Here is a 13947-nt window from a genome sequence, read left to right on the forward strand (position 1 = left end):
TGCGCCAGCCGATGACAGCTAGCCGTGGCCAGAGGTAATTGGCGGCGGCACGGCGGTCTCGACGAGACGCTGACCGCCCAGCGAGGCTATGACCTGGTCCGCGTGCTGCGCATCCCCGAGGGGCGCTCCAACCCCGCGCGGACCGTGTACCGCCGGGTGCTTATCGCGCTGGCGGCGTTGTTCGCCGGGGCCTTTTTCGTCTACATCGACCGCGGCGGCTACCAGGACGTGCGGGGTGAGCCGCTGACGTTCTTGGACTGCCTGTATTACTCCGCGGTGACGTTGTCGACCACTGGGTACGGCGACATCACCCCGGTCTCCGAATACGCGCGCCTGATCAATGTTTTGGTGATCACCCCGCTGCGGATCGCGTTCCTGATCCTGTTGGTCGGGACGACGATCGAGGCGTTCACCGAAACGTCGCGGCAGGTGCTGAAGATCCAACGGTGGAGGAAACGAGTGCGCAACCACACCATCGTCACCGGCTACGGCACCAAGGGCAAAACGGCGGTGGCCGCGATGCGCGGCGACGGGATCGCCTCGGCGGACATCGTGGTCGTCGACCCCGACCAGGCCGCGCTCGACCGCGCGGCGGGCGAGGGCCTGGTGACCGTGCGCGGCGATGCCACCAAATCCGATTTTCTGCGGCTCGCCGGCGCCCAGCACGCCGCCGCGATCGTGGTGGCCACCGGCCGCGACGACACCGCGGTGCTGGTCACGCTGACTGCCCGGGAAATCGCACCCACTGCCAAGATCGTGGCGTCGATCCAGGAAGCCGAAAACCAGCACCTGCTGCGGCAGTCGGGCGCGGACTCGGTGGTGGTGTCCTCGGAGACCGCGGGCCGGCTGCTTGGCATCGCCACCACCACCCCCAGTGTGGTGGAGATGATCGAAGACCTGCTGACCCCCGAGGCCGGGTTCGCGATCGCCGAACGCGAGGTGGAGCAGGCCGAGGTCGGTGGATCACCTCGGCATCTACGCGACATCGTGCTCGGCGTGGTCCGCGACGGCCAGCTGTTGCGGGTGGACGCACCCGAAGTCGACGCGGTCGAGGCCAGCGACCGGCTGCTGTATGTCCGCAGCGTGGGGAATTAGGCGCCCAGTGGCCGACTTCGAACTGCAGAGCGTTCCGCTGCTGTCGCGCATCGGCGCCGACCGGGCCGACCAGTTGCGCACCGACGTCGAGGCCGCCGCCGCGGGATGGCCGGACGCGGCCCTGCTGCGGGTGGATTCCCGCAATCAGGTGCTGGTCGCCGACGGCCGGGTGGTGCTGGGAACGGCGGGCACGTTGGCCGACAAGCCGCCCGCGGACGCGGTATTCCTGGGTCGTATCGACGGCGGACGCCATGTGTGGGCGGTGCGCGGGCCACTGGCAGCCCCCGAGGATCCCGCGATGCAGGCCGAAGTGGCGGATTTACGTCGCGCGGGCCAGCTGTTCGACGACATCAGCGCGCAGTTGGTGTCCTCGGCCCTGGCTCTGCTGAATTGGCATGACGGTGCCCGGTATTCCGCCGTGGACGGCTCACCGACCCGGTCGGCAAGGGCTGGCTGGGCACGGGTCAACCCGCTCACCGGCCACGAGGAATTCCCGCGAATCGACCCGGCAGTGATCTGCCTGGTTCACGACGGTGGCGACCGCGCCGTGCTGGCCCGCCAAACAGTGTGGCCTCAGCGGTTGTTTTCGCTGCTGGCCGGCTTCGTCGAGGCCGGCGAGTCGTTCGAGGTCTGCGTGGCCCGGGAGATCCGTGAGGAAATCGGCCTGACCGTGCGCGAGGTGCGTTATCTGGGCAGCCAACCCTGGCCATTCCCACGCTCACTGATGGTGGGCTTCCACGCGCTCGCCGATCCGGATCAGCCGTTCTCGTTCAACGACGGAGAGATCGCCGAGGCGGCCTGGTTCACCCGCGACGAGGTGCGCACGGCGCTGGCTGTCGGCGACTGGAGCAGCCAATCGGACTCCAAACTTCTTCTGCCCGGCTCGGTTTCCATCGCCCGGGTGATCATCGAATCCTGGGCGACCGCCGGGGGAACCTAGGCCAGCGCGGCGAGCTTCGCCTTGACCTCGTTTGCGCCGGGGTTGGTCAGTGTCGACCCGTCGGCGAAGCGCACGGTGGGCACGGTCCGGTTGCCGCCGTTGACGGAGCCGACGAACTCCGCGGCCGCGGCGTCCTGCTCGATGTCGATCTCGTCGTAGCCGATTCCGGCGGCTTTCAACACCGTCTTGAGCCGATGGCAGTAGCCACACCAGGGCGTCGTGTACATGGTTAGCGAAGCGTTGGTCATAAGTCGTTAAACATAATCGGGGCCCGCGATATTGCCTCGGCGTGGCGATCCGCAGGGTTTGTCGGCCAGCGCTGCCAAGATGGACGCCATGCCGGTGATCGCAGACGTCTTGCTTGCCGATCTTGACGACGAGCAGCGTGAGGCTGTGCTGGCGCCGCGCGGACCGGTGTGCGTGCTGGCCGGCGCCGGAACTGGTAAAACCCGCACCATCACGCACCGCATCGCCCAGCTCGTCGCCTCCGAACATGTCTCTGCCGGGCAGGTTCTGGCGGTCACATTCACTCAGCGCGCGGCCGGCGAGATGCGCAGCCGGCTCCGCGGGCTCGCGGCTGCTGCGCAAAGTGGGCCCGGCGTGAGCGCAGTGCAGGCGCTGACTTTCCACGCGGCCGCGCACCGCCAACTGCGCTATTTCTGGCCGCGGGTGGTCGGCGATACCGGCTGGCAGCTGCTGGACAGCAAATTCGCCATTGTCGCCCGCGCGGCGACGCGCTGCGGCCTGCAGGTGAGCACCGACGACGTGCGGGATCTGGCCGGCGAAATCGAGTGGGCCAAGGCGTCGCTGATCTCGCCGGAGCAGTATCCGGAGGTGGTGGGCGCGGAAGGCCGCGACATTCCGTTGGATGCTGCGCGGGTTGCCGCGGTGTACTCGGGCTATGAGGCGCTCAAGGCCCGCGGCGACGGGGTGTCGTTGCTCGATTTCGACGATCTGTTGCTGCACACCGCGGCGGCAATCGAAAACGACGCCGCAGTGGCCGAGGAGTTCCGCGAACGATACCGCTGCTTCGTCGTCGACGAATACCAGGACGTCACGCCGTTGCAGCAGCGCGTGCTCTCGGCGTGGCTCGGCGAGCGCGATGACCTGACCGTCGTCGGCGACGCCAACCAAACCATCTACTCGTTCACCGGGGCCTCACCGCGTTACCTGCTGGACTTCTCCCGACGGTTCCCCGACGCCACGGTGGTGCGGCTGGAACGTGACTACCGGTCCACCCCCCAGGTGGTGTCGTTGGCCAACCGGGTGATCGCCGCGGCTCGCGGCCGAGTCGCCGGCAGCAAGCTGCACCTGGTCGGCCAGCGTGACCCGGGTCCGGAGCCGTCGTTTGCCGAACATCCCGATGAAGTCGCCGAGGCTGCCGCCGTGGCCAAGTCGATCACCCGTCTCATCGCCGCCGGCACCGCGCCGGCAGAGATCGCGGTGCTCTACCGGATCAACGCCCAGTCCGAGGTCTACGAGGAGGCGCTGACCGAGGCGAACATTCCCTACCAGGTGCGCGGCGGCGAGGGATTTTTCAGCCGCCAGGAGATCCGGCAAGCCCTGCTGGTGGTGCAACGGGCCGCTACCCGAGAGGTGGACGGGCCGCTGCCCGACGTGGTGCGGGCCCTGCTCGAGCCGCTCGGGCTGACCGCGCAGCCGCCGGCCGGCACCCGGGCCCGAGAGCGGTGGGAGGCGCTGACGGCGTTGGCCGAATTGGTCGATGAGGAGGTGGCGCACCGCCCGCAGCTGGATCTACCCGGTCTGCTGGCCGAGCTTCGGCTGCGCGCCGACGCCCGCCACCCGCCGGTGGTCCAAGGCGTCACCTTGGCGTCGCTGCACGCCGCCAAAGGCCTGGAGTGGGACGCGGTGTTTCTGGTCGGGCTGGCCGATGGCACGCTGCCGATCTCGCACGCGTTGGCGCACGGCGCCGACAGCGAACCCGTCGAGGAGGAGCGCCGGTTGCTCTACGTCGGCGTCACCCGAGCCCGGATGCATTTGGCGCTCAGCTGGGCGTTGTCCCGGACGCCGGGCGGGCGGGGTGGCCGCAGGCCGTCGCGGTTCCTCAACGGCATCGCGCCGCAGAGCCGACCGGATTCAGCGCCGAGCAAGCCGCGGCGCAACCGCGGGACCGCGTCGCGCTGCCGGGTCTGCAACAGCCTGCTCACCACCCCGGCGGCCATCATGTTGCGCCGCTGCGAAACCTGCGCCGCCGATATCGACGACGCGCTGTTGCTGCGGCTCAAGGACTGGCGGCTGCGCACGGCCAAAGAGCTCAACGTGCCCGCCTATGTCGTGTTCACCGACAACACGCTGATCGCCATTGCCGAGATGCTGCCGAACGACGACGCGGCGCTGGTTGCGATACCGGGTATCGGCGCCCGCAAGCTGGAACAGTTCGGGCCGGACGTGCTGGAACTGGTGCGTAGCCGCCACTAAAACCCGCAGGTCAGAAAATCGGTTGCTTCGCTCAGCTGCTAAGATTTAACCTCTTAGCCGCAGTTTCTGACGCTCACGCAGCACGAAAGGAGGGAGTCCCGATGATCACCATGAACGCGTTCGGCGTAGGCCTGACCGGCGCTGGCTCCCGCCATGCTGCCGCGGCGGCCGTATTGGCTGTGCTGCGTCATCGCGCCGCCGCCGCCGCGTCCGTGGATCGGGGCTCTACCTAGGTTTCTAGGAATCCCAACGGCCACGGACTCGAACCAGATCCGTGGCCATCTTTTTGGGTCGCCCGCCCGCTACCTGGTCCGGATCTCGCAAAGACCGATATCAGACCAGGAAGCAGGTGACCAGGACATGTCGACCCAGACAGTCTGCGACGAGAAGCTGCCGGAGTTGCCGTGTCATGTCGGTGATCCCGACTTGTGGTTTGCCGACAGCCCGGCCGATCTGGAGCGCGCCAAGGCGCTCTGCGTCGATTGCCCCATCCGCGACGAGTGCCTGGCCGCGGCGTTGGATCGGGCCGAACCGTGGGGAGTGTGGGGCGGCGAAATCCTCGACCGCGGCTGCGTCGTCAACCGCAAGCGTCCCCGTGGCCGTCCACGCAAAGAAACCGTTGCAGCGTGAAACTGCCACCCCGAGATCGACGTTAGCGCCGGATTTTTCGCGAATATCCGCTCTAGCGTCGATCTCGGCGTTGGTTAGGCGCGTCAGACCATCGCGGCGTCGGGCTCGGTGAAGCCCGGAACCAACTCCTCGGTCAGCGCCTTCATCGGTACATGTGCGTCCAACTGGCACAGGATCGCGCCCACCGAGGCGATCACCCGCATCGGGATCGCCAACTTGGCCGGCAGGTCGAGTTGACGCGCGGTCCTGATCTGCGCCACCGACCGGTCGATCTGGCCGACCGTCATCCTCTGCAGCCACTTGCGCCTGTAGTGGAAGACCTCGACCTCGACCGGCTCGACGTACTGGCGCAGCATGTCGTCGATGTCGCGCACCGACACCTGTTGGCCCTTCTGGATGAAGCCGGCCTTCTCCATCGTCGGCAACAGCAGGTCGTAGTTCTTTTCGCGGGCCAGCCGAATCGTCATCCCCAGCTCGATGGGAAAGCCGCCCGGAAGCGGCGCCACCGCGCCGAAATCGATGACGCCCATCCGGTTGTCGGGCAGCAGCATGAAGTTGCCGGGGTGAGCGTCGCCGTGGATTACCTCGAGGCGGCGTGGCGCTTCGAAGGTGAACGCGGCCAGCCGGGTACCCATCAGGTCGCGCTGTTCGACGGTGCCGTTACGGATGATCTCACCCATCGGAATACCGTTGATCCACTCCTGGATCACCACTTTGGGGGCACTGGCCACCACGTGCGGCACCACGAAATGCGGGTCATCCTGGTAGGCCTTGGCGAACAGCCGTTGATTGTCGGCTTCGAGCCGATAGTCGAGTTCCATCTCGGTGCGTTCGATCAACTCGTCGACGATGCCCTGCACATCAACGCCGGGTGCGAGCTGTTTGACCACCCCGACCATGCGTTGCATGGTCTTCAGGTCGGCGCGCAGCGCCTCGTCGGCGCCGGGGTACTGGATTTTGACGGCCACCTCGCGACCGTCGGCCCATACCGCCTTGTGCACTTGGCCGATGCTGGCCGAGGCCATCGGCTTGTCGTCAAAAGAGCTGAACCGAGAGCGCCATTTGGTGCCGAGCTGCGCATCGAGCACCCGGTGCACCTTGGTGGCGGGCAGCGGCGGCGCGTCCTTCTGCAGCTTGGCCAGGGCTTCGCGGTAGGGCTCGCCGAACTCCTCGGGGATGGCGGCTTCCATCACCGACAGCGCCTGGCCGACCTTCATCGCACCGCCCTTGAGTTCACCGAGCACGGTGAACAGCTGGTGGGCGGCCTTTTCCATCAGCTCGGCGTTGACTTCGTCTCTCGACTTGCCGGTTAGGCGCTTGCCGAACCCGAGCGCGGTCCGGCCGGCGATGTTGACCGACAGGCCGGCCAGCTTGGCGTTACGCGCCGCGCGGCCGCGTTTGATGTCTGTCACACACCCATCATCCATGACGGTCCGGTGTCCGCCCGCATCGATCTGGCAACAAGCGATGTCAGCATGAACACAGTGGGTGCCGGGTCCAGTGCCGCGCCACGATCGAGCCGAGATGGACGTCGAATTCCAGGGTGGCGTTGAACGCCGGCGGCGGACCCGGATCCGCGCCCCGCACCGCCCCGATCACCCGGTTGACCTGGCTGAGCGCGAGCGCCGCCGTCGCGAGCAGCGTCGCGCGGTCCGCCGTGCCGACAGTGTCGCGTAGTTGTACGGCGACGGCGGGCCACGCTGCGTCCCGGTCTCTGCGGTGCAGGTCCGCACAGGCCAAACAGCTCGTGACGCCGGGGATGACCAGCGGACCGACCAGCCCGGCGCCGTCGCGCACCCGCACGGCGAGGTGCGGGACACGCTGGCTGTGCAGCTCACGCACCATCCGCGGGTCGGCAATCAGGTAATCGGACAGCACCACCAGGTCGGCTCCGGCCGACGTCACCACCGCGTGCGGCTGGCTGCTGTGCTTGATCCGGGCCCCCGAGCAGCGCAGCGACTCGAGCAGCAGATCCGACAGCGGCCCGCGTCCATGCACCCGAATCGACGCGGACCGCCCGGGCGCCTGCCGGCGGCTGCGGCTGACCACCCCAGCCTCGACCAGTTGCGCGAGGAGGTCGGCAAGGTGGTCGGCGGCCACCGCGGGTGCCTGATGGTGCAGCTCGGTCATCGGCGTCGGTGCGTGCATGGACCGCAGCAGCGTGGCCAGTTGGGCAGCGGTCAGGCCGGTGGGCGGCTGGATCAGCACGGCGCGACGTGGATCCCAGCCCACCTGCACGGCGCCGTCCGGGCGCACCACCACGGGCATCGCCGGGTTCAAGGTGTACACCGGCAGCGCGACCGGCGCAGGTCGGCCCTGAGGCATGCTTCGCACGGTGCCACGCCGAGGCGCCGCGTTGGCTCAGTTATCCACAGGGCCGTCGGAGCCGGGATCGGCGCCACGCTCGAATTCGCTGATCGCCCGATTGATCGCAGTGTCGATACCGCTGGTGTCGCCGCCGATGATTCGGTCGATGAATCCGGCTGGCTCGTCGAGGTCTTCCGAGGCGGGCAGCAGATCGGGGTGCTGCCACACTCCATCGCGGGCATCCCCGCCAGCGGCCTGAGTCAGACGTTCCCACAGCACGGCGGCTTCCCGGAGCTTGCGGGGTCGCAGTTCCAAACCGACCAGCGTGGCGAACGTCTGCTCGGCGGGCCCGCCGGTGGCTCGGCGTCGGCGCAGCGTCTCGGCGAGCGCGTCAGCACCGGGCAGGCGGTCACCCAGCGCGGCCATCACCACGGTCTGTACCCAACCCTCGATCAAGGCCAGCAGTGTCTCCAGCCGTTCGAGTGCTTGGGTCTGCTCCGGTGTTGCCTTGGGTTCGAATACGCCCTGCGTCAGCAGCTCTTCCACAGCTGTTGGGTCAGTCAACGACGCGGGATTGAAATCCTTTGCCAGATCTTCGATTCCGGCCATATCGATCTTCATGCCTTTGGCGTAAGCCTCCACGGCGCCAAGCAGCTGGCTGGGCAGCCATGGGACGTGACTGAACAGCCGATGATGGGCCGCCTCGCGGGCCGCCAGAAACGTCATGATCTCACTACGCGGCTGCTCGAGCCCGGCGGCAAAGGATTCCACAGCATTCGGCAGCACGGCTGCTATTCCCTTGGGGCCCAACGGCAAACCGATATCGGTGGAGGTCAGCACTTCGCGGGACAACCGACCCAGCGCCTGGCCCAGCTGTGAGCCGAACGCCATACCGCCCATCTGCGACATCATCGATAGCAGTGGCCCGGCCATGCTTTTCGCCTCTTCGGGCAGCGCCGCCTCCCATACCGTGGCGATCTGCTGGGCCATCGGATCGCACAACCGCTTCCAGGTCTCCAGGGTGTTGTCGACCCAGTCGTTGGGGCTCCAGGCGACGGCTTTGGCGGTGCCGGCCGGCAATGAGGTCACCCCGTTCAGCCAGGTCTCGGCGAGGTGCACCGCGTCGCTGATCGCCGAGTTGGTCGAGGCCGGGATCGGCGCCACGAAACCGATCGAGTTAGACGCCAGTTGCCGGGCCAGCTCGTAGTTCACCGGGCCGGCCGACTTGCCGGAGGCCGTCGCGGTGCCGGCGCCGCTGAACATCTGCCCCAGGCGGGTGAAGATCTGACCCAGGTCGGCCATGTCGAAATCGCCGCCGAAACCCGACGGGTCAGCTGAGCCGGCGTCGTCTTTTCCCCGCTTGTCGCGGTCGGGGTCATCGCCAGCGGAAAACCCGAAAGGCAGGTCAGCCATGACCCCAACGGTACCCATCGGTGAATCGTGGCGGGCCTTCGGCGGTCACGCTCTCAGTGAACTGGCCGCGACGCGTGGGCCCGCCCGGCTTGCGCGGGTCGGACAGCCTGGTCAGATTAGGGTAGGCGGCGTGAACAGGCGGATTCTGACGCTGGTCGTCGCGTTGGTGCCGATCGTGGCGTTCGGTGTGCTGCTGGCGGTGGTGACGGTGCCGTATGTGTCTTTGGGGCCAGGGCCCACCTTCGACACGCTCGGCGAGGTCGACGGCAAGCAGGTGGTCGACATCCAGGGGACCCAGACGCACCCGACGTCGGGTCATCTGAACATGACGACGGTGTCGCAGCGCGACGGCCTGAGCTTGGGCGAGGCGCTGACATTGTGGCTTTCCGGTCAAGAACAACTGGTGCCGCGCGATTTGGTGTATCCGCCCGGCAAGTCCCGAGACGAGATCGACAAGGACAACAACGCCGATTTCAAGCGATCCGAGGACAGCGCCGCCTATGCGGCCCTGGGCTATCTGAAGTATCCGGAAGCGGTCACGGTGGCGGCCGTCAGCGACCCGGGACCGTCGATGGGCAAGCTGCAGATCGGCGATGCACTCGACGCGGTGAACGGCACCCCGGTCGCCACGGTCGAGCAGTTCACGTCGCTGCTGAAGAAAACCAAAGCCGGCCAAGAGGTGACCATTGACTTCCGCCGCAAGAACGCGCCTCCCGGCACCGCGCGGATCACGCTGGGCAGCAACCCCGATCGCGGTTATGGCTTTTTGGGCGTCTCGGTTCTGGACGCACCGTGGGCGCCGTTTGCGGTTGATTTCAACCTGGCCAACGTCGGTGGGCCCTCGGCCGGGCTGATGTTCAGCCTGGCCGTCGTCGACAAGCTCACCACCGGTGACCTGGCCGGCTCGAAGTTCATCGCGGGCACCGGCACCATCACCGCCGAAGGCAAGGTTGGGCCCATCGGTGGGATCGTCCACAAGATGATCGCCGCTAAGGCGGCCGGCGCGACGGTGTTTTTGGTGCCGGCCAAGAACTGCTACGAGGCACGATCGGACCAGCTGCCCGGGATGGAGTTGGTGAAGGTCGACAACCTCGGACAGGCCGTGGACGCGCTGCACGCGGTGGCCTCCGGTGCGCAGCCGCCGAGTTGCTAGCCCGAGCGACGACGCAGCCGGAACGGCCGCAGGCGAGCCGGTGCGTACAGTTGTGGTCGCCACTGTCAACGGTGACCAGGGAGCGTAACTAGTGGGGATGCGGCCCACGGCGAGAATGCCGAAGCTTACTCGGCGCAGCCGGATTCTGATTGCCATAGCGTTGGCAGTGATCGTGCTGCTGTTGGTCGGCCCACGACTGATCGACGCCTACGTCGACTGGTTGTGGTTCGGCGAATTGGGATACCGGTCGGTGTTCACGACCGTGCTGGTGACCCGGCTGGTGGTGTTCCTGGTGGTGGGGCTACTGGTCGGCGGCATCGTGTTCGGCGGGCTGGCGGCGGCCTACCGCACCCGGCCGGTGTTCGTGCCCAGCAACGGCAACGACCCGGTGGCGCGGTATCGCACCGTGGTGATGTCGCGGCTGCGGGTCATCGGAATCGGGATCCCAGTGATGATCGGCCTGCTGGCCGGCGTCATCGCACAGACCTATTGGGTACGCATCCAGCTGTTCTTGCACGGCGGCGATTTCGGAATCGCGGATCCGCAATTCGGCAAGGACCTTGGCTTCTACGCCTTCGACCTGCCGTTCTACCGGCTGCTGGTCGGTTATCTGTTTGTGGCGATGTTCCTAGCGTTTTTGGCGAATCTGGTGGCGCACTACATCTTCGGCGGTATCCGGCTGTCCGGGCGCACCGGCGCACTGAGCCGCTCGGCACGAATCCAACTGGTCAGCCTGGTCGGGGTACTGGTGCTGCTCAAGGCGGCCGCCTACTGGTTGGACCGCTACGAACTGCTGTCGCACACCCGCGCCGGTAAGCCGTTCACCGGTGCCGGGTATACCGACATCAATGCGGTGCTGCCCGCCAAGCTGATTCTGCTGGCGATCGCGCTGATCTGCGCTGCTGCGGTGTTCTCCGCCGTTGTGCTGCGAGATTTGCGGATTCCGGCGATCGGGCTGGTGCTATTGCTGTTGTCGTCGTTGATCGTCGGCGCCGGCTGGCCGCTGATCATCGAGCAGATCAGTGTCAAACCCAATGCCGCGCAAAAGGAAAGCGAATACATCGGTCGGAGCATCACCGCAACCCGGCATGCGTACGGCCTGACCGAGGACGTGGTGAGTTACCGCAACTACAGCGGCGACGCCCGGGCGACCGCCGAACAGGTGGCCTCCGATCGCGCCACCACGTCCAACATTCGACTGCTCGACCCGACGATCGTCAGCCCCGCGTTCACTCAATTCCAGCAGGGCAAGAACTTCTACTTCTTCCCCGACCAACTGTCCATCGATCGATACGTCGACCACGACGGCAATCTGCGCGACTATGTCGTCGCCGCGCGCGAACTCAACCCGGACCGGCTGATCGACAACCAGCGCGACTGGATCAACCGGCACACCGTCTACACCCACGGCAACGGGTTCATCGCCTCACCGGCGAACACCGTTCGCGGTATCGCCAACGACCCCAACCAAAACGGCGGCTATCCGGAATTTCTGGTCAACGTTGTCGGCGCCAACGGCGGTGTGGTCTCCGACGGTCCGGCGCAATTGGATCAACCGCGCGTGTACTACGGTCCGGTCATCTCCGACACGCCTGCCGACTACGCGATCGTCGGACGCACCGGTGCCGACCGGGAATATGATTACGAGACCAATACCGAAACCAAGAACTACACCTACACTGGCAGTGGCGGTGTGCCGATCGGTAGTTGGATTTCACGCAGTGTGTTTGCCGCGAAGTTCGCTGAGCGAAACTTCTTGTTCTCCAACGTGATCGGCTCCAACAGCAAGGTCCTGTTCAACCGCGACCCCGCCGAGCGGGTAGAGGCGGTCGCGCCGTGGCTGACCACCGACAGTGCGGTGTACCCGGCGATCGTCAACAAGCGGCTGGTGTGGATCATCGACGGCTACACCACGTTGGACAACTACCCATATTCCGAGCTGACGTCGCTGTCGTCGGCCACCGCGGACTCCAACGAGGTGGCGTTCAACCGACTGCTGCCCGACAAGCGGGTTTCCTACATCCGCAACTCGGTGAAGGCCACCGTCGACGCCTACGACGGAACGGTCACGCTGTATCAGCAGGATGAGCAGGATCCGGTGCTCAAAGCGTGGATGAAAGTCTTCCCCGGCACGGTCAAGCCGAAGAGCGACATCACACCGGAACTGGCCGACCATTTGCGCTACCCCGAGGACCTGTTCAAGGTGCAGCGGATGCTGCTGGCCAAGTACCACGTCAACGACCCGGTGACGTTCTTCTCCACGTCCGACTTCTGGGACGTGCCGCTGGACCCGAACCCGACGGCCAGCAGCTATCAGCCGCCGTACTACATCGTCGCGAAAAACCTTGCCAAAGGGGATAATTCGGCGTCGTATCAGTTGACCAGCGCGATGAACAGGTTCAAGCGCGACTATCTCGCCGCCTACATCAGCGCCAGCTCCGATCCGGCGACCTACGGCAAGATCACCGTGCTGACCATCCCGGGCCAGGTCAACGGGCCGAAGCTGGCCAACAACGCGATCACCACCGACACCGCAGTGTCCCAAGACCTCGGGGTCATCGGTCGCGACAACCAGAACCGCATCCGCTGGGGCAATCTGCTGACGCTGCCGGTGGCCCAGGGCGGGTTGCTTTACGTCGAACCGGTCTACGCCTCCCCGGGCGCCAGCGACGCCGCCTCGTCGTATCCGCGGCTGATCCGGGTGGCGATGATGTACAACGACAAAATCGGATACGGGCCGACCGTCAGCGATGCGCTGACGGGGCTGTTCGGGCCCGGTGCCGGTGACACCGCGACCGAGATCGCGCCCACTGACGGGGGCGCCCCCGCCAGCTCGTCAGCGGGAACCGAGCCGCCGGCCGAGTCGGTGCCGGGCGCGACGGAGCCGCCAGCCGCCGCAGCTCCGCCCGCGCCGAACGCCGCCACGCCGTTGTCTCCGGCAAAGTCCGCCGCGCTGAGAGAGATTCAAGCGGCTATCAGCGCAGCGCGTGACGCGCAGAAGAAGGGCGACTTCGCCGCCTACGGGGCGGCGCTGCAGCGAGTCGACGACGCGATCAGCAAGTTCAACAACGCCAAGTAGCTTCTTCGCGAGCCCCACATCGCGCAACAAGCGGCCCGCCCGATAGGCCGCTGCACGTGTCAGATTCTGTGGGAAAGACGGCTGGAACCGCGCCGTAGGATCGCCGCCCTCAGCCGCACAATGGGCCACGACAGTTGGGTTCTGAAGAAGGAGGAACACCAGATGGCGGACGCGAGCGAAATCGGAGTCACCGTTGTCCAGCCTGGGGAAGGGGATTACGTTGCCCTGCCTGGCTTTGGAGCGGTCTTCAAGCTGTCCGGCAAGACCAACGGCGGCGAGGTGTCGATTGTCGAGCACCCGTTTGAGGTCGGCCTGCTCACTGCGGCGCACCGGCACACCCGCGAGGACGAGCATTCGATCGTGCTGGCAGGCGAGATCGGCTTCCGCTCCGACGACAGTGAAGTCGTCCTCGGGCCCGGCGGCTACATCACCAAGCCGCGTGGGCAGATGCACGCCATGTGGAACGCCGGCAGCGAACCCGGTCGCATCGTCGAGATCATCACGCCGGGCGGGTTCGAGAATTACTTCCGCGAGCTGGGTGAGCTGCTCCTCGACCACGCCAACGATCCGGTCGGCAAGGTGCTGCACGAGTTGCCCGAGTTCGGCCAACTCGCCGACAAATACGGGCTGACCTACGGGTCGCCCGCCTGGATGGACGACATTGCGCAGCGATACGGGCTGAAGCCGCCGTCACACTGAGCGCATCCGGCCGCGCGCCGACGCCCCGCGATTTGGTTGCCCCAGCAGGGTTCGGTAACCTGGTATTCACCCGTCGCGGGGTGGAGCAGCTCGGTAGCTCGCTGGGCTCATAACCCAGAGGTCGCAGGTTCGAATCCTGTCCCCGCTACTAGTGTGATGTCCCGGGACACCGTTGACAGGTGTCCCGGGGCA

General features: G+C 66.5%; 12 protein-coding genes and 1 tRNA gene. 9 read left to right on the top strand and 4 right to left on the bottom strand.

Features of this window, described 5'->3' with window-relative positions; genetic code table 11:
* Positions 1-24 precede the first annotated feature (24 nt).
* On the top strand, positions 25-1095 hold the full coding sequence (locus AC5Y49_RS05270) for a potassium channel family protein (protein ID WP_499884750.1): 1071 nt from the start codon (positions 25-27) through the stop codon (positions 1093-1095).
* A complete protein-coding gene (gene nudC, locus AC5Y49_RS05275; RefSeq protein ID WP_499884751.1) occupies positions 1073-2035 on the top strand; it encodes an NAD(+) diphosphatase in 963 nt (320 codons plus the stop codon). Before AC5Y49_RS05270 ends, nudC begins: the two co-directional genes overlap by 23 nt.
* On the opposite strand, the gene mrx1 is transcribed toward nudC, so the two are convergent.
* A complete protein-coding gene (gene mrx1 / locus AC5Y49_RS05280; protein ID WP_499884752.1) occupies positions 2032-2283 on the bottom strand; it encodes a mycoredoxin Mrx1 in 252 nt (83 codons plus the stop codon). The genes nudC and mrx1 overlap by 4 nt on opposite strands.
* 88 nt (positions 2284-2371) lie before the next feature.
* Here mrx1 and AC5Y49_RS05285 point away from each other — a divergent pair, with 88 nt between their 5' ends.
* The 3 genes from AC5Y49_RS05285 (at position 2372) to AC5Y49_RS05295 (ending at position 5104) form a co-directional block, all read left to right on the top strand.
* Positions 2372-4474, top strand: a complete 2103-nt coding sequence (locus AC5Y49_RS05285) for an ATP-dependent DNA helicase UvrD2 (protein ID WP_499884753.1) — start codon at positions 2372-2374, stop codon at positions 4472-4474.
* 101 nt (positions 4475-4575) lie between these two features.
* On the top strand, positions 4576-4707 hold the full coding sequence (locus tag AC5Y49_RS05290; protein WP_499884754.1) for a hypothetical protein: 132 nt from the start codon (positions 4576-4578) through the stop codon (positions 4705-4707).
* Positions 4708-4834: 127 nt separating this feature from the next.
* Complete coding sequence (locus tag AC5Y49_RS05295) at positions 4835-5104, top strand: WhiB family transcriptional regulator (RefSeq protein WP_499884755.1); 270 nt, start codon at positions 4835-4837, stop codon at positions 5102-5104.
* A gap of 83 nt (positions 5105-5187) precedes the next feature.
* On the opposite strand, the gene AC5Y49_RS05300 is transcribed toward AC5Y49_RS05295, so the two are convergent.
* Genes AC5Y49_RS05300 through AC5Y49_RS05310 form a run of 3 tightly spaced genes read right to left on the bottom strand, consistent with a single transcriptional unit; the run spans position 5188 to position 8842 of the window.
* Positions 5188-6531, bottom strand: a complete 1344-nt coding sequence (locus tag AC5Y49_RS05300; RefSeq protein WP_499884756.1) for a macrolide-binding ATPase MABP-1 — start codon at positions 6529-6531, stop codon at positions 5188-5190.
* Between the two features lie 43 nt (positions 6532-6574).
* A complete protein-coding gene (locus AC5Y49_RS05305; RefSeq protein WP_499884757.1) occupies positions 6575-7429 on the bottom strand; it encodes a cyclodehydratase in 855 nt (284 codons plus the stop codon).
* 36 nt (positions 7430-7465) lie between these two features.
* Positions 7466-8842 (bottom strand): zinc-dependent metalloprotease, encoded by a 1377-nt coding sequence (locus AC5Y49_RS05310; RefSeq protein ID WP_499884758.1) that lies wholly within the window; start codon positions 8840-8842, stop codon positions 7466-7468.
* Between the two features lie 112 nt (positions 8843-8954).
* On the opposite strand from AC5Y49_RS05310, the gene AC5Y49_RS05315 reads away from it, so the two are divergent.
* The 4 genes from AC5Y49_RS05315 to AC5Y49_RS05330 all read left to right on the top strand — a co-directional run bounded on the left by AC5Y49_RS05315 (position 8955) and on the right by AC5Y49_RS05330 (position 13903).
* A complete protein-coding gene (locus AC5Y49_RS05315) occupies positions 8955-9977 on the top strand; it encodes a YlbL family protein (protein WP_499884759.1) in 1023 nt (340 codons plus the stop codon).
* A 91-nt stretch (positions 9978-10068) separates the two neighbouring features.
* Positions 10069-13056 carry a UPF0182 family protein gene (locus AC5Y49_RS05320; RefSeq protein WP_499884760.1) on the top strand — a complete coding sequence of 996 codons (2988 nt, stop codon included), beginning with the start codon at positions 10069-10071 and terminating at the stop codon, positions 13054-13056.
* A 162-nt stretch (positions 13057-13218) separates the two neighbouring features.
* Positions 13219-13755 (top strand): cupin domain-containing protein, encoded by a 537-nt coding sequence (locus AC5Y49_RS05325; protein WP_499884761.1) that lies wholly within the window; start codon positions 13219-13221, stop codon positions 13753-13755.
* A 74-nt stretch (positions 13756-13829) separates the two neighbouring features.
* A tRNA-Met gene (locus AC5Y49_RS05330) sits at positions 13830-13903 on the top strand.
* The last annotated feature ends 44 nt before the right edge of the window (positions 13904-13947 follow it).

The organism is Mycobacterium sp. NGS62, assembly GCF_059812285.1.